Source organism: Aquibium microcysteis (genome assembly GCF_014495845.1).
In the GTDB taxonomy this organism is placed as follows: Bacteria; Pseudomonadota; Alphaproteobacteria; order Rhizobiales; family Rhizobiaceae; genus Aquibium; species Aquibium microcysteis.
The window spans coordinates 2,395,859-2,411,525 of record NZ_CP061080.1; the positions used below are offsets into that span (position 1 = coordinate 2,395,859).

Consider the following 15,667-nt stretch of genomic DNA (forward strand, 5'->3'; position numbering starts at 1 on the left):
ACGTCGCAGACAAGAGGAGCTTCCATGTCCCGCCTCACCGCCAGTCTCTCCCGCTTGGGTGTCGCCGCAGCCGCGCTCGCATCGACCTTCGCCATCCTGCCCGCCGCGCAGGCCGACGGCGTGGTCAACGTCTATTCCTACCGGCAGCCCGACCTGATCAAGCCGGTGCTCGACGCCTTCACGGCCGAGACCGGCATCGCCACCGAAGTCCTGTTCCTGGACAAGGGCCTGGAGGAACGGATCGCCGCCGAAGGCGCGAACTCGCCTGCCGACGTGATCCTCACCGTCGACATCGCCCGGCTCGCCGCCGCCAAGGACAAGGGCATCACCCAGGCCGTCGACGATGCCGACATCAACGCGGCCCTGCCGGCCGAGTATCGCGATCCGGAAGGCCACTGGTTCGGCGTCACCAAGCGCGGGCGCGTCGTCTACGCCTCCAAGGACCGCGTCACCGACACCGACATCTCCTATGCCGATCTCGCCGACCCGAAATGGAAAGGCAAGATCTGCATCCGCTCGGGCCAGCACGACTACAACCTCGCCCTCTTCTCGGCCCTCATCGCGCATTGGGGCGAAGCGAAGACCGAGGAGTGGATGAAGGGCTTCAAGGCCAACCTCGCCCGCAAGCCGGACGGCAACGACCGCGGCCAGGCGAAGGCGATCATGTCGGGCGAATGCGACCTCGCGCTCGGCAACACCTATTACGTCGGCCTGATGATGACCAACGAGAAGGAGCCGGAGCAGAAGGACTGGGCGAACGCCATCAACGTCGTTTTCCCGTCGATCGACGATTCCGGCACGCATGTGAACATCTCCGGCATGGCGATGGCGAAGAACGCGCCGAACCGCGACAACGCGATCAGGCTGATGGAATTCCTGGCGAGCGTGGAGGCCCAGAAGATCTACGCCGCCGAGGTGTTCGAATATCCCGCCTCGCCGGACGTCGAGCCCTCCGACGTCGTGAAGTCCTTCGGCACGCTGAAGGCCGACACGCTGCCGCTCTCCGAGATCGCCAAGCACCGCAAGGCGGCATCCGAGATGGTCGACCGCGTCGGCCTCGACGACGGTCCGGCCAGCTGACGCTGCCGCGACCAAGGTCGCTTGCATGACGGGGTCCGCACGGGTAACCGACGCGGACCCTTTTTCTTGAGCGCCTGATGCAGGAAACCAGCCGCAGAGACACCGCCCCCGGCATCGCCCTTCCCGCACGCGCGCGCCGCGAGCGGCATCCGGCGGCCTTCGTCCTGGCGCTCGTCATCGCCGGGGTGGTCTTCGTTCCGGTCGCCGTGCTCGCTGCCATCGCCGTCACGGGCACTGGCGCCGACTGGCCCCACCTCGCCCGCAACGTCCTGCCGGGATCCGCCCGGACGACGCTCTGGCTGCTCCTGCTGGTGGCGGGCGGGACCGCCTCGATCGGCGTGACCACGGCCTGGCTGGTGGTCGCCTACGACTTCCCGCTGCGGCGGCTGCTGGCCTGGGCGCTGGTGCTGCCGCTCGCGGTGCCGACCTATCTCGCCGCCTACGCCTTCGGCGAGTTCTTCCACTATACCGGTCCGGTGCAGAGCGCCGTGCGTGCGCTGTTCGGCTTCCAGACGATGCGCGACTACTGGTTTCCCGACATCCGGACGACCGGCGGCGCGGCCGTGGTTCTGTCGTCGGTGCTCTACCCCTACGTCTACCTGACGGCGCGGGTGGTCTTCATCATGCAGGGCCGCAACATCGCCGACGTGGCGCGCACCCTCGGCGCCGGCCCCGCCAAGGTGTTCTTCCGCATCCTGCTGCCGGTCGCCCGCCCCGCGATCCTCGCCGGCGTGGCGCTCGTGCTGATGGAAACCGTCAACGACATCGGCGCGGTCGAATATCTCGGCGTGCGCACGCTCACCTTCTCGGTCTATTCGACCTGGCTCAACCGCGGCAGCCTGGAAGGCGCGGCCCAGATCGCCATGCTGATGCTGCTGCTGGTGCTCGGCCTCGTCTGGGCCGAGCAGTGGGCCCGCCGCCGCCAGCGCTTCCATGGCGCCCGGGCCACGCAGATGAAGGCCAGGCCGCCGCGGGTGCGCCTCGCCGGCTGGCGCGCCGGACTGGCGACGGCCGCGGCCATGCTCCCCGTGCTGGCGGGCTTCGGCATCCCGCTCGCCGTGTTCGGCGACTATGCGAGCCGAAGGCTCGACCAGATCGCGAGCCCCGCCCTGCACGCCGCCTTCGTCAACAGCATCCTCACCGCCGGCGCGACGGCGGTTCTGACGGTGGCAGCCGCGCTCGCGGTGATGAACGCGGCGCGGCTCTCCCGCTCGGCGGCGATGACGGCGGTCGCGCGCGTCGCGGCCGGCGGCTATGCGGTGCCGGGCACCATCCTCGGGCTGGGGCTGCTGTTCGCGCTGACCCGCTTCGACAACACGCTCGACGGCTTCGCCCGCGACCATTTCGGCGTCTCGACAGGCCTGCTTCTCACCGGCTCGGCGGGCGCCGTCGTTCTCGCCTGCACGATCCGCTTCCTGGCGCTGGCCGAAGGCGCCATCCGCTCGGGCCTGGAGAAGCTGCCGCGCAACATCGACGAGGCCGCCCGCAGCCTCGGCCGCCCGCCGCTGGCGAGCGCGCGCGAGATCCTGCTGCCGCTTCTGCGGCCCGCCCTCTTCACCGCCGCCGTCCTCGTCTTCGTCGACACGGTGAAGGAACTGTCGGCGACGATCCTGCTGCGTCCCTTCGGCTTCTCGACGCTCGCCACCCACGTCTACGAGAACGCCTCGCGCGGCGTGGTGGAGGACGGCGCCATCGCGGCGCTGCTCATCATCGTCACGGCGCTGGTGCCGGTGGTGCTTCTGTCGGGCGCGCTGATGCGCGACGGCGACGCGGCGCTGTAGCGCCGTCCCGCGGCGAGCGCCCCGGGTCGCCGCAGCCCTGGCCGCGCGCAAAAAAAAGCGGGGCGTTCGTGAGAACGCCCCGTCGAATTGGGATTGCTGTCAAAACGAGGACTTGAGCGAAACGAAGCCTGGAACAGGCGCGGGATTTCTCCCTCAAGTTAACGAGGAGTATCGGGGCCAACCCTTAACGAAACCTTACCTGGTTAAGGAAAAGTCGAGAGACTGGATGGGTCACTTCCAACGAGGTAAATTTCCCCGGTCATCCTTCGTTAACCCTCGCCCCGCGCCGGCTCAGACCTTCAGCTCCGGCAGATCGCGGAAGAGATCGAGCGCCTCCGGGTTGGCAAGCGCCTCCTTGTTCTTCACCGCGCGGCCGTGCACCACGTCGCGCACCGCGAGCTCCGTGATCTTGCCCGACTTGGTGCGCGGAATGTCGCTGACCGCCACGATCTTCGCCGGCACGTGGCGCGGGCTGGCGCCGGTGCGAATCGTCGTCCTGATACGCTTCTCGAGGTCGGCATCGAGCACCACGCCCGGCGCCAGCCGCACGAACAGCACCACGCGCACGTCGTCGTCGAAATCCTGGCCGATGCAGATCGCCTCGACGATCTCCTCCATCTGTTCGACCTGGTTGTAGATCTCGGCCGTGCCGATGCGCACGCCGCCGGGGTTGAGCGTCGCGTCCGAGCGGCCGTGGATGATGAAGCCGTCATGCTCCGTCACCTCGGCGAAGTCGCCATGGCACCAGACGTTCTCGAACCGGTCGAAATAGGCGGCATGATACTTGGCGCCGGCGGGATCGTTCCAGAACATCACCGGCATCGAGGGGAAGGCCTTCGTGCAGACGAGTTCGCCCTTCTCGCCGCGCACCGGCTGGCCGTCGTCGTTCCAGACCTCGACCGCCATGCCGAGCCCGGCGCCCTGGATCTCGCCGCTCCAGACGGGACGCGTGGGCACGCCGAGCACGAAACAGGACACGATGTCGGTTCCGCCCGAGATCGAGGCGAGATGCACGTCGGACTTGATGCCGGAATAGACGAAGTCGAAGCCTTCCGGCGACAGCGGCGAGCCCGTCGACGAGATGACGCGGACCGACGACAGGTCGTGCGTGCGGATCGGCTCCAGGCCCGACTTGCGGACCGCGTCGATGAACTTCGCCGAGGTGCCGAAATAGGTCATCTTCTCGGCCTGGGCGTAGTCGAAGATGACGTTGCCGTCCGGATGGAAGGGCGAGCCGTCGTAGAGCAGCAAGGTCGCGCCGGTGGCGAGGCCGGAGACCAGCCAGTTCCACATCATCCAGCCGCAGGTGGTGAAGTAGAAGAAGCGGTCGCCCTCGCCGATGCCGGCATGCAGCCGCTGCTCCTTGAGATGCTGCAGGAGCGTTCCGCCGGCCGAGTGCACGATGCATTTCGGGATGCCGGTCGTGCCGGAGGAGAACAAGATGTAGAGCGGATGCGAAAACGGCAGGCGCTCGAAGGTCAGCGGCTTGTCGTTATGCGCGGCGAGCGTGGCCGCGAGCGTCCGGGCGCCGGGCACGGCAGCTGCGACTGCCTCGGCACCGCCGAGATAGTCGACCACGATCGTGCGCCGGACCGTCGGCAGCTTCGCCACCACCTTGGCAACCTTGTCGCCGACCTCGATGTGCTTGCCGGCATACCAGTAGCCGTCGACGGTGACGAAGACGACCGGCTCGATCTGGCCGAACCGGTCGAGCACGCCCTGTTCGCCGAAGTCCGGCGAGCAGGACGACCAGATCGCGCCGAGCGAGGCGGCCGCGAGCATGGCGGCGATCGTCTCGGGCATGTTGGGCATCATGGCGGCAACGCGGTCGCCCGCCTTCACGCCCTCGGCAGCGAAGGCCTGCTGCAGCTTCGACACCATGGCGCGCAGCGCGTCCCAGGACAGGCGGTAAGCGACCTTGTCCTCTCCGCGGAACACCAGCGCGTCGCCGGCCCCCGTCTTCCGGAGCAGGTTCTCCGCGAAGTTGAGCCGCGCATCCGGGAAGAAGGACGCGCCCGGCATCCTGTCACCATCGATCAGATCGCGCTCCCCGCGCGCGCCGATCACGCCGCAGAAATCCCAGACCAGTTTCCAAAACCCCTCACGATCTGTTACGGACCACGCATGAAGTTGTTCATAGGTTGAAAGGGTCCCACCGGAGCGCTTGGTCGCCTCCCCCATGAATGCCATAAACGGCGAGCGCGCGACGACGTCGGGCGACGGGGTCCAGAGCGGCGCGGATCGGGACATGGACATCCTCCTGATGGGCGATGCGTTATGCATATTGCGCGGCGGGAGGGCAAGACGGCCGCAGGTTGCGCACCAGCGCCATCTGCGGGCCACAATGGATTGAAATGGCTCGCAGCGCGGCCTTCGCGAAGTGGCCGTCACGGCGCGAGCAGCGCGGGAAGCGACGAGGCGCGATGCCATCCAAGGGGGCGAAACGGACGATCTGGGCCATCGCGACGCTGGCGATCCTCTGCCTCGCCGTCATCGCGCTGATTCCCTACATCGCCTCCACCCAGATCGTGCGCAACCGCATCGCCGCCGAACTCAGCGCCTGGAGCGGCTATCGCGTCGTCCTGAGCGGCATTCCGCGCATCCACGTCTGGCCGTCCTTCCATGCGGAACTGGCCGACGTCTCGCTGCAGGAATGGGGAAGGCCGGAAGCGCCGCCGGTGCTGCAGTCCGAGCGGGTGCAGATCGAACTGTCGGCCATCGCCGCGCTCCGGGGCGACATCACCTTCACCAAGGTCACGCTTCTGCGGCCGGTGCTGCGGGTATCCCACCAGGACGGCGTCGTCCCCTTCCCCGTTCCGCCCCGTGGCGGCCGCATGCTGCGCGCCATCGAGGCGGCACGCACGGTCGTGGACGAGAACCCTGCCAAGCCCGATGCCGCGCGCATGCCGTCTGACCCGCTGGGTTCGCTCGAACTGCTGGACGGACGCGTCGTTCGCCTCGATGCCACAGGCGAACACGAAGTCCTTTCCAGCATCACCGGCCGCGGGTCGTGGCCGACGCTCGACCGGCCGGCGTCGATCAGCATCAAGGCCATCTGGCGCGGGGAGAGCATCGCAGCGGAAGCAAGCGTCCAGCAGCCGCTGGCACTCCTCGCCGGTGGCAATTCGCGCACCTCCGTCTCGCTCGTGTCGACGCCGCTCAACGGCAGCTTCGAGGGCCTTGCGACCTTCTCCAGGCGAGGCTTCCTCGATGGCGTCATGAAGCTGTCCTCGCCGTCGCTGCGCAGGACCCTGGAATGGTCGCGGACCGACATCACCACCGGCGTCATCGCCGGAAACGCGTCGATTTCCGGACGCCTGATCGGCGACGCCCAGCGCCTGAAGCTGGAAGAGGCACAGCTGGCGCTCGGCGGTCACCCAGGAAACGGCCTGCTGGAGGTCTCGTTCGCCGGAAAGACGCCGGCCCTGTCGGGCACGCTGGCCTTCCAGTCGCTCGACCTCCGGGCCTTCCTCGGTACCTTCGTCCAGATTCCCGGCGACATCGGCAACTGGGCCGGCCCGATCGAGCTGGACTTCGCCCGGAAGCTTCAGCTGGACCTGCGACTGTCGGCAGCCCGCGCGACCGCAGGTTCCCTCGAACTCGGCCAGCTCGCGGCAACGGCACAGATCAACGACGGCCTGGCCGCCTTCGACATCTCCGACGCCAGCGCCTTCGGCGGCACCATCCAGGCGGGGCTTCGGATCGACCGGCGGACGGACACCGACAGGGCGGAACTCCGCTTCCTGGCGAGCGACGTCGACTTCAACGCGTTCGGAACCGCCATGGGCTTCGGAAGCGCCCTGCCCCAGGCCCGCGCGACCCTATCGGCACTGGTCGGCGGCCCGGCAAGAGGATGGGACGCCATGCTGGCGGGGGGCGAGGGCTCGATCTCGGTCAAGCTCGGTCCGGGTTCGGTGGCCTGGTTCGACCTGGATGCCTTCCGCGAGCGGGCTGCCGAAGGCGGCTTCTTCCCGCTCAACGAGGTCGCCGCCGGCACCATCGCCTTCGAGGCGGCCGAAGTCCGGTCCACCGTCACGGGCGGGGTGGCGAGGCTGGACGTCGCGAAGGTGATGCAGCCGCGCCAGGTCGTCAGGTTCAGCGGCATCCTGCCGCTGGTCGGACAGGGTATCGCGCTGTCCGGCACGATCATGCCGCGCGATCCGCCCGCCACCGACGGCACCACCGTCCCGTCCGGCGCCGCACCACTGGCGGCCTTCTTCGTCGGCGGATCCTGGCGGTCGCCCTTCGTGTCGCCGCTGCTGGGCGACTTTCCGATGGAATAGGCCATCCGCGCCCGCATCGACGGGCGAGATACTCACGCGGCACGAATCGCGCTACGCTCCCGACCGCGGCGGCTGTCAACAGGCCCGAAAGGCCATGATCGATGCCGCTGACGACCAGCGTCTCGGAGGGCGGATTGCTGCGTTACGTGTCGGCCGTGCTGAAGATCCTTCTCGTGTCGCTCGTGACCGGCGCCGCCCTGTCTGCATTCGACATCACCGCGGCGCAAGTGCTCGCCGAAGTCGGCCTGACGCCCGAGAACGTCCTGGACATGCTGCAGCGCGGGGGCGCCTGGGCAATACCGAACATCGTGCTCGGATCGATGGTGATCCTGCCGGTATGGCTGGTGATCTACCTCCTGCGGCCGCCGCGCAGCTGATGCCCGTGGCACGACGGCCCGCCGTCGTGCCGGTCCAGGCCTGCGTCAGGTGCGCTGCGCCGCCTGCTCGTCGCGCTGGCGCTGCACTTCCCGGCTCTTGTTGACGACCGAGGCGATCAGAACGCCGGCCGCCACGATGCCGATCAGGATCGTGCAGGCGGCGTTGATTTCCGGCGTCACGCCCAGCCGCACCTGGCTGTAGATCTTCATCGGCAGCGTGGTCGCGCCCGGTCCCGAGGCGAAGCTCGCGATGACCAGATCGTCGAGCGACAGCGTGAAGGCGAGCATCCAGCCCGACACGATGGCCGGCAGGATGACCGGCAGCGTGATGGCGAAGAAGGTCTTCACCGGCGTCGCGCCGAGATCCATCGCGGCTTCCTCCAGCGAGCGATCGAAGGTGATCAGCCGCGACTGGACGACGACGGCGACGAAGCACATGGAGAAGGTGATGTGAGCGAGGGTCACCGTGAGGAATCCGCGGTCGAGCCCGATCGCCACGAACAGCAAGAGCAGCGACAGGCCGGTGATGACCTCGGGCATGACCAGCGGCGCGAACACCATTCCGGAGAACAGCACCCTGCCGCGGAAGCGGGTGTAGCGGGTCAGCGCCAGTGCGGCGAGCGTCCCGAGAACCGTGGCGACGCTCGCCGACAGGAAGGCCACCCGCGCCGTCACCCAGGCCGCGTCGATGAGGCCCTGGTTGCGGAACAGCTCGCCGTACCATTTCGTCGAGAAGCCGGACCAGACCGTGACGAGTTTGGACTCGTTGAAGGAAAAGACGACCAGCAGCACGATCGGCAGATAGAGGAAGGCGAAGCCCAGCACGATCGAGACGATGTTGAAACGGGACCAGGTGGTGTTCATCGCGCCGCCCTCACCTGCCCTTTTCCAGCGCCCGCGCCTGCGCCTGCTGGAACAGCATGATCGGCACGACGAGCAGCAGGAGCAGGATGACGGCGACAGCCGACGAGACCGGCCAGTCACGGTTGTTGAAGAACTCGTTCCAGAGCGTCTTGCCGATCATGAGCGTCTGCGAGCCGCCGAGCAGATCCGGAATGACGAACTCGCCCATCGCCGGGATGAAGACCAGCATCGATCCCGCGACGACGCCGGGCAGCGCCAGGGGGAAGGTGATCTTCCAGAAGGCCGCCATCGGCGGGCAGCCGAGATCCTGCGCCGCCTCGATCAGCGAGTAGTCCATCTTCTCCAGCGCCGAGTAGAGCGGCAGCACCATGAAGGGAAGATAGGAATAGACGATGCCGATGTAGATGGCGGTGTTGGTGTTGAGGATGAGCAGCGGCGTGTCGATGGCGCCGGTCCAGATCAGGAACTGGTTGAGGAGGCCCTCCGGCTTCAGAATGCCGATCCAGGCGTAGACTCGGATCAGGAAACTCGTCCAGAACGGCAGGATCACCAGCATCAGAAGCGTCGGGCGCAGCGCGGCCGGCGCACGCGCCATGCCGTAGGCGATCGGGAACCCGACGGCGAGCGTGATCAGCGTCGAGACCGCGGCGATCGAGATGCTGGAAACATAGGCGTTGAAGTAGAGCGCGTCGTCGGCCAGCCAGAGATAGTTGTCGAACGTCAGGTCGCGCAGTCCGGCGACGAGGCCGGAGAGACCCTCTTCGAGCGAGAACACCGGAAAATAGGGCGGCATCGCGATCGCCGTCGTCGACAGCGAAATCTTGAACACGATCAGGAAGGGAACGAGGAAGAAGACGAACAGCCACAGATACGGGACGATGATGACGAGGCGGTTGGCCAGGGCCTTGCCGAGCCCGCCAGTGCGCGCTGCGGGAGCAGCGTCCAGCCGGTCGGAAGCAATCGACTGTGCCATGGCGCTACCTCGTCAGAACGACGCCGGCATCCGGCGCGAAGGACACCCAGGCGCGGTCGTTCCAGGTCAGCTGGTCTTCGCTGACGCGCGCGCTGTTGAGCGCGCTCGCCTTGACCACCTGCCCGTCGGCCAGACGCACGTGGTAGACCGTCATGTCGCCGAGATAGGCGAGGTCGAAGATCTCGCCCGGCATGACGTTGGGCGTTCCTTCCGCGGGCTGGCGCGGTGAAACCCGGATCTTCTCCGGACGGATCGCGAAGGCGACCTCTCCCGAACTGACGGCGTCGGGCGCGTTCTCGACCAGGATTTCCGCGCCGCTGGCACCCTTGATGCGCAGCGTCGCACCCTCGCGTGCCATCACGCGGCCTTCGAGCAGGTTGACCGTACCGACGAAGCCGGCGACGAAGCGCGACGCCGGGGCCTCGTAGATTTCGGCCGGGGTTGCGACCTGCATCACCTGGCCCTTGTCCAGGATCGCGATGCGGTCGGCCATGGTCATGGCCTCCTCCTGGTCGTGCGTGACGACCACGAAGGTGAGGCCGAGATTCTGCTGCAGATCCATCAGCTCGAACTGGGTTTCCTCGCGCAGCTTCTTGTCGAGCGCGCCGAGCGGCTCGTCGAGCAGGAGCACCTTCGGCCGCTTGGCGACTGAGCGGGCGAGCGCGACGCGCTGGCGCTGGCCGCCCGACAGCTGGTGCGGCTTGCGCCGGGCGAACTGCTCGAGCTTGACCAGCTTCAGCATCTCGGCGACGCGTTCGGCGATCTGTGCCTTCGGCATGCCGTCCTGCTTCAGGCCGAAGGCGATGTTCTGTTCCACGCTCATGTGCGGGAACAGCGCGTAGGACTGGAACATCATGTTGACAGGCCGCCGGTAGGGCGGGATGCCGCGCAGGTCCTGGCCGTCGAGCAGGATGCGCCCCGACGTCGGCTCCTCGAAGCCGGCCAGCATGCGCAGCAGCGTGGACTTGCCGCAGCCCGATGCACCCAGGAGGGCGAAGAACTCGCGCTCGTAGATGGCGAGCGACAGGTCGTTCACGGCGACGAAGTCGCCGAAACGCTTGGTGATGTTCTCGAAGGAGATGTAGGGCTTGGCGGCCGGATCGGCCCAGGGCGCGAAGCTTCTGCGAATGCTGCCGAGCGATTTCATGTGGTCCCCAGGTTACCCGCTTCCCCAAAAGCGAGGCCCCCGGCGCTGCCGCCGGGGGCCGGATCGTTCGCCTATTGACCCGTCACGACCCGGGTCCAGATCCGCGTCACGAGGCGCTGCGTCCTGGCATCGAGGGGAACGGTGGTGAAGAGCTTGTTCATGGTCTCGTCGTCCGGATAGACCGCCGGGTCGCCGATCACCGCCTCGTCGAGCAGGTCCTTCGAGGCCGCGTTGCCGTTGGCGTAGAAGACGTAGTTCGACGCCTTCGCGATGACGTCGGGCCGCATCATGTAGTTCAGGAACGCATGCGCTTCCTCGGGATGCGGCGCGTCGGCTGGAATGGCCATCTGGTCGAACCACATCTGCGCGCCCTGCTTGGGGATCGAATAGGAGATCGCCACGCCCTGGTCCGCTTCGGCGGCGCGGTCACGTGCCTGGAACATGTCGCCGGACCAGCCGACGGCCAGACAGATGTCGCCATTGGCGAGCGCGTTGATGTATTCGGACGAATGGAACTTGCGGATCGACGGACGGATCGACAGGAGCAGTTCCTCGGCCTTGCCGAGATCGTCGGGACTGGTGGTGTTCGGGTCGAGCCCGAGATAGTTGAGCGCGGCGGGGATCATCTCGGCCGGCGCGTCCAGCATGTAGACGCCGCAGTCGGCGAGCTTGGCGATCATCTCCGGATTGAAGACGACGTCCCAGCTGTCGATCTTCTCGATCCCGAGCGCGTCCTGCACCTTGTTGACGTTGTAGCCGATGCCCGTGGTGCCCCACATGTAGTTGATCGAGTACTCGTTGCCGGGATCGTACTTGGCCGTCCGTTCCGACACCACGTCCCACATGTTGGAGAGGTTCGGCAACTTGGACTTGTCGAGCTTCTGGAAGACGCCGGCCTGGATCTGCCTGGCGAGGAAGGTGCCCGTCGGCACGACGACGTCGTAGCCGGTGCCGCCGGCGAGCAGCTTCGTCTCCAGGATCTCGTTCGAATCGAAGACGTCGTAGACGACCTTGATGCCGGTTTCCTTCGTGAAATCTTCCAGGATCGTATCGTCGATGTAATCGGACCAGTTGTAGACGTTGACGGTCCGGTCCTGCGCCGATGCCCCGGACGAGACGAGCGCGGCAAGAGCCGTCGCCGCCAGAAGATGTGTCTTTCGCTTCATCGCGATTTCTCCTCTTGTTATGCCCCGTTTCCCGGCTCGCGCGAGTGATGCAACGCGGCCAGGTTTCAGTCCTTTGAGACTATTGGCGTTTTCGCACTGCGACAAGCGCCAATTTCCCGTCATCCCTCAAAGGTAGGTTGTCCGCTCCAGAGGCGTGATCTCGCCCCAGAAGGCGACGATCTCGGCTCTCTTCAGATCCCGGTAGACCTTGGAGAGCAGAGGACCGAGCGCCCGGTCGACGAAAGTGCCCTTCGCCATCAACTGCAGCGCGTCGTCCATGTCGTCGGGAAGCGACAGTCCCTCCTCGTCGTAGGCGTTGCCCTGGATCGGCGGCGGCGGGACGAGTTCGCCCTCGATCCCCTCGACCATGCCCTGGATCAGCGCCGCCATCACCAGATAGGGATTGGCGTCGGCGCCCGCGATACGGTGCTCGACCCGACGGTTGGCATCGTTGGAAACCGGGATGCGCAGCGCAACCGAACGGTTGTTCTCGGCCCAGACCGCGCGCGTCGGCGCATAGGAGCCCGGGGTGATGCGGCGGAATCCGTTCCAGGTGTTGATGAAGAGCAGCAGCGATTCCGGCATCGTCTGGAGCAGCCCCGCCACCGCCGCCTCGAGCGTCCGGCGTCCGTCCGGGCCGCCGAAGACGTTCCTGCCCGCGGCATCGAGCATGGACGCATGGACATGCATGCCGTTGCCCGCATATTCGAGGAACGGCTTGGCCATGAAGGTCGCCTGCAGACCGTGCGCCCGCGCGCAGCCCATGACGATGCGCCGCAGCATGATGACGTCGTCGGCTGCCCGCAGAGGATCGTTGCGGTGCTTCAGATTGACCTCGAACTGGCCGGGCGCCGCCTCCTTGATGATGGTGTCGATCGGCAGCTTCTGGGCATCGGCGGCGTCGCGGATCATGTCGAACAGCGCCGCATGCTCGGCGAGGTCGTCGAGCCCGTACATGCGCAGCCGGTCGGGACCCGCCGCCGCACCGACCGGGCCCGGCATCCCGTCGCTCCACTCGAGCTCCGGGTCGAGCAGATAGAATTCCAGTTCGAAGGCGACCACCGGGAAGAAGCCCTTCGCGTTGACCTCCGCCACCTTCTTCTTCAGCACCTGGCGCGGATCGGCCATGAAGGGCTCGCCCTCCGGTGAAAACGTCTGCAGCAAGACCTGCGCGGTACGGCGCTTGGCCCAGGGCACCATCGACAGCGACCCGCGTGTGGCGCGGCAGTAGCCGTCCATGTCCCCGGTTTCGATGTGCAGCCCCGTCTCGCTCACCTCCCGGCCCCAGACATCGAGCCCGTGCAGCGACATCGGGAAGTTGACACCTTCCTGGAAGGCCTTCTTCAGCGCATCGCCCGGCGCCCATTTGCCGCGCAGGACGCCGTTGGGATCGACCATGAGGAACTCGACCGCCTCGATGTCGGGATGTCTCTCGACGAAGGATCGATACTCCGCCTCGTGGTCTGGGGAGATGAAGCGGGAACTCTCGTCATTGGCGGGAAGGAGCGCTTCGGCGGTCGCGGAGAGCGAGGCGGCAGCGAGCGATGATCCGTTCTTTGTGCCGGCGAGCAAGGCGCCGGGTTCCGAGAGGGGCAAGATGAGCCTGTCTGGTTGTTGCCGATGACGACAGGCTGCCCCGGCCGTCACAATTCTGTCAATGGGGCGCGAACGCGCAACCACGGGCGCGCCATCGCCTGGTGCGCGGATCGGACGGGGTCAGTCGGGCAGCGGCAGGCCGGTGGTGCCGGGGCGCTGCGGCCGCATCTGGCGCCGGAACTCCAGCCCGATGTGGACGAGCAGCGCGGCGAAGACGATCGATCCGCCGATCAGCGTCCGCTGCGAGGGAACCTCGCCGTGAACCAGCCAGACCCAGACCGGGCCGAGCAGCGTCTCGAACGTGGCGAGCAGCGCGGCATAGGCCGCCGGGATCAGCCGCGCGCCGGTTGAGAACAGCGCCAGCCCGAGACCGAGATTGACCGCGCCGAAGGCGAAGAGGAAGCCCATGTCGACGGCCGAGACGGCGAGCGTGGCGGCCTGCGTCAGCGCGAAGGCGCCCGCCATCAGGGTGCCGAGACAGACGGCCGGCGTCATGCGCACGTCGGCGAAGCGGCGCGTCAGCACCGTGGCGAGCGAGAACACCACGACGATCAGCAGCGCCAGCCCGTCGCCGACCGGCGAGACGTTGCCGTCGAGCGAATCCGACACCATCACCGCCACGCCCGCGATGACGACCACGATGGCCACCCAGGTGGCGAGGGAGATGCGCTCGCGGAAGAACAGGAAGGCGAGCAGGGCCGCGATCAGCGGCGCCCCCGCCTGCATCAGGAGGATGTTGGCGACCGTCGTGTAGGAAAGCGCCACGACGAAGGCCGTGGAGGCCGTGGCGAAGCAGGCCGCGACGACCAGTCCCGGCAGGCCCATGGCGCGGAACAGCCCGAGCATGCCGCGCAGCCCGTCGCGCCACAGCATGAAGCCCAGAAGGAAGGCAGCGGCCCAGGCGGAGCGCCAGAAGACGTTCGTCCAGGCATCGTTCTCGCCCAGGAAACGGCCGATCGTGCCGCCGAGGCTCCAGGCGAGGGCCGCCAGGAAGACGAGCAGGAACCCGATGCGCTCCTCGTTCGCCGGTGCGGCGAAGGCAGGCGGAGGAGACGCCTGGCTGCTGGACATGGTCTTGCTCCCGGCGAGGCCTCCCGCCTCGATACGCCGTCGCATCCGCTAGCGGCAAACGGCGGCGCAGGCCTGATCCAGCCCCGTCTTGTCGTTGGATCACGTCCGGTCGGGACGCCCCGTGCCGCGACCCGCCCGTCGCCCCGTCCCTCAGGCGCCTTGGCTGTCGTCAAGCCTTCGGATTTGGTCTACACCGCGCCGGCGCGAAGGCATGGATGCGATGGAACGCGCGCAGACAGCGGAGGATGACGATGAAAGCAGCCTGGTACGAACGCAACGGCGCCGCGCGCGACGTGCTGACCGTGGGCGACATGCCGCTGCCGGAGCCCGGCGCAGGCGAAGTCCGGGTCCGTCTGCACGTGTCGGGCGTCAATCCGTCGGACGTGAAGTCGCGGCGCGGCCGCCCTCCGGTGTTTCCGCGCGTCGTGCCGCATTCGGACGGCGCGGGCGTGATCGACGCGATCGGCGAAGGCGTCGCGCCCGGCCGCCTCGGCGAGCGCGTCTGGGTCTGGAACGGCCAGTGGAAGCGGCCGATGGGGACGGCGGCCGAGGCGATCGTGCTGCCGCAGGCGCAGGCCGTGCGCCTGCCCGACACCACCGACTTCGCCGCCGGCGCTTGCTTCGGCATCCCGGCGCTGACCGCCCTGCACGGCGTGCGGCTCGCCGAGGCCGCACCGGGCAGGACGATCCTGATCACCGGAGCTGCGGCGGCGGTCGGCCACTACGCCACGCAGATCGCGACGGCACGCGGCGCCCGCGTCATCGGCACGGCCTCGGCTCGCCGCGCCGACCACGCTCGCGCGGCGGGTGCGGCGGAGATCATCGACTACAAGACGGAGAACATCGCCGAACGCGTGAAGGCGCTGACCGGCGGCAAGGGCGTCGACGCCATCCTCGACATGGACCTTTCGACCACGGCCCCGCTGCTGCCGCAGGGCGTGCTCGCGCCATACGGCAGGCTGGTCTGCTACGGTTCCAACGTGCCGGCCGACATTCCGGTCTCGTTCACGGCGATGCTGTGGGGATCGCTGACGCTGCAGCTCTACCTGGTCTACGAACTGCGGCAGCAGGAACGGGAGGCGGCCATTGCCGAGCTGACGGCGATGCTGGAAGCGGGAACGCTGAAGCACAGCATCGGCGCCCGCTACCCGCTCGAGGACATCGCGGCCGCGCACGAGGCGGTGGAGAACGGCGACGTCGTGGGGAACGTGGTGCTGGACATAGGCTGAGACGGCGCCGAAGCCGCCTCCCCGCCGCTGCGGAAGCGGCTTTGGTTCGGCCGTCGCATGGCGTGCCGCCGCGATGCCGCGGAGCCTCTGCGTCCTGCGC

At 67.6% G+C, this 15,667-nt stretch carries 12 protein-coding genes; 5 read left to right on the plus strand and 7 right to left on the minus strand.

The genetic code is table 11. The features are described 5' to 3' along the window. Nucleotides 1-24: 24 nt before the first annotated feature. Together IAI54_RS11120 and IAI54_RS11125 are read left to right on the plus strand one after the other, a co-directional pair. Nucleotides 25-1,080: a Fe(3+) ABC transporter substrate-binding protein gene (locus tag IAI54_RS11120; protein ID WP_187972400.1), complete on the plus strand. Its 1,056-nt coding sequence runs from the start codon at nt 25-27 to the stop codon at nt 1,078-1,080. Nucleotides 1,081-1,157: 77 nt separating this feature from the next. Further along, nucleotides 1,158-2,861 carry an ABC transporter permease gene (locus tag IAI54_RS11125; RefSeq protein WP_187972401.1) on the plus strand — a complete coding sequence of 568 codons (1,704 nt, stop codon included), beginning with the start codon at nt 1,158-1,160 and terminating at the stop codon, nt 2,859-2,861. 291 nt (nt 2,862-3,152) lie between these two features. Here the strand turns inward: IAI54_RS11125 and IAI54_RS11130 are convergent, their stop codons facing one another. Then, the gene (locus tag IAI54_RS11130) at nt 3,153-5,111 is read right to left on the minus strand and encodes an acetoacetate--CoA ligase (protein WP_187972402.1); all 1,959 of its coding nucleotides are present in this window, start codon (nt 5,109-5,111) and stop codon (nt 3,153-3,155) included. 173 nt (nt 5,112-5,284) lie between these two features. Between IAI54_RS11130 and IAI54_RS11135 the strand changes: the two genes are divergently transcribed. Then, nucleotides 5,285-7,144, plus strand: a complete 1,860-nt coding sequence (locus IAI54_RS11135) for an AsmA family protein (RefSeq protein ID WP_187972403.1) — start codon at nt 5,285-5,287, stop codon at nt 7,142-7,144. Between the two features lie 101 nt (nt 7,145-7,245). Further along, nucleotides 7,246-7,521 (plus strand): DUF6460 domain-containing protein, encoded by a 276-nt coding sequence (locus IAI54_RS11140; protein WP_235679326.1) that lies wholly within the window; start codon nt 7,246-7,248, stop codon nt 7,519-7,521. Between the two features lie 45 nt (nt 7,522-7,566). On the opposite strand, the gene IAI54_RS11145 is transcribed toward IAI54_RS11140, so the two are convergent. From IAI54_RS11145 to IAI54_RS11170, 6 genes are all read right to left on the minus strand, one after another. Then, on the minus strand, nt 7,567-8,385 hold the full coding sequence (locus tag IAI54_RS11145) for an ABC transporter permease subunit (RefSeq protein WP_187972404.1): 819 nt from the start codon (nt 8,383-8,385) through the stop codon (nt 7,567-7,569). A 10-nt stretch (nt 8,386-8,395) separates the two neighbouring features. Beyond that, the gene (locus IAI54_RS11150; RefSeq protein ID WP_187972405.1) at nt 8,396-9,358 is read right to left on the minus strand and encodes an ABC transporter permease subunit; all 963 of its coding nucleotides are present in this window, start codon (nt 9,356-9,358) and stop codon (nt 8,396-8,398) included. 4 nt (nt 9,359-9,362) lie between these two features. Next, nucleotides 9,363-10,505 (minus strand): ABC transporter ATP-binding protein, encoded by a 1,143-nt coding sequence (locus IAI54_RS11155; protein ID WP_187972406.1) that lies wholly within the window; start codon nt 10,503-10,505, stop codon nt 9,363-9,365. A gap of 71 nt (nt 10,506-10,576) precedes the next feature. Beyond that, nucleotides 10,577-11,671, minus strand: coding sequence for a polyamine ABC transporter substrate-binding protein (locus IAI54_RS11160; RefSeq protein WP_187972407.1), 1,095 nt, complete (start codon nt 11,669-11,671; stop codon nt 10,577-10,579). 126 nt (nt 11,672-11,797) lie between these two features. Continuing rightward, nucleotides 11,798-13,144, minus strand: coding sequence for a glutamine synthetase family protein (locus IAI54_RS11165; RefSeq protein ID WP_235679398.1), 1,347 nt, complete (start codon nt 13,142-13,144; stop codon nt 11,798-11,800). A 243-nt stretch (nt 13,145-13,387) separates the two neighbouring features. Next, nucleotides 13,388-14,338 carry a DMT family transporter gene (locus tag IAI54_RS11170; RefSeq protein WP_187972409.1) on the minus strand — a complete coding sequence of 317 codons (951 nt, stop codon included), beginning with the start codon at nt 14,336-14,338 and terminating at the stop codon, nt 13,388-13,390. A gap of 251 nt (nt 14,339-14,589) precedes the next feature. Between IAI54_RS11170 and IAI54_RS11175 the strand changes: the two genes are divergently transcribed. Continuing rightward, a complete protein-coding gene (locus IAI54_RS11175; RefSeq protein ID WP_187972410.1) occupies nt 14,590-15,567 on the plus strand; it encodes an NADPH:quinone reductase in 978 nt (325 codons plus the stop codon). Nucleotides 15,568-15,667: the final 100 nt, after the last annotated feature.

What these genes read in the sequence shown, in the direction of transcription:
- IAI54_RS11175 (WP_187972410.1), top strand. Translation starts at nt 14,590, where the DNA reads ATGAAAGCAGCCTGGTACGAACGCAACGGCGCCGCGCGCGACGTGCTG.
- IAI54_RS11170 (WP_187972409.1), bottom strand. Translation starts at nt 14,338, where the DNA reads ATGTCCAGCAGCCAGGCGTCTCCTCCGCCTGCCTTCGCCGCACCGGCG.
- IAI54_RS11155 (WP_187972406.1), bottom strand. Translation starts at nt 10,505, where the DNA reads ATGAAATCGCTCGGCAGCATTCGCAGAAGCTTCGCGCCCTGGGCCGAT.
- IAI54_RS11120 (WP_187972400.1), top strand. Translation starts at nt 25, where the DNA reads ATGTCCCGCCTCACCGCCAGTCTCTCCCGCTTGGGTGTCGCCGCAGCC.
- IAI54_RS11145 (WP_187972404.1), bottom strand. Translation starts at nt 8,385, where the DNA reads ATGAACACCACCTGGTCCCGTTTCAACATCGTCTCGATCGTGCTGGGC.
- IAI54_RS11140 (WP_235679326.1), top strand. Translation starts at nt 7,246, where the DNA reads ATGCCGCTGACGACCAGCGTCTCGGAGGGCGGATTGCTGCGTTACGTG.
- IAI54_RS11125 (WP_187972401.1), top strand. Translation starts at nt 1,158, where the DNA reads ATGCAGGAAACCAGCCGCAGAGACACCGCCCCCGGCATCGCCCTTCCC.
- IAI54_RS11160 (WP_187972407.1), bottom strand. Translation starts at nt 11,671, where the DNA reads ATGAAGCGAAAGACACATCTTCTGGCGGCGACGGCTCTTGCCGCGCTC.
- IAI54_RS11130 (WP_187972402.1), bottom strand. Translation starts at nt 5,111, where the DNA reads ATGTCCCGATCCGCGCCGCTCTGGACCCCGTCGCCCGACGTCGTCGCG.
- IAI54_RS11150 (WP_187972405.1), bottom strand. Translation starts at nt 9,358, where the DNA reads ATGGCACAGTCGATTGCTTCCGACCGGCTGGACGCTGCTCCCGCAGCG.
- IAI54_RS11135 (WP_187972403.1), top strand. Translation starts at nt 5,285, where the DNA reads ATGCCATCCAAGGGGGCGAAACGGACGATCTGGGCCATCGCGACGCTG.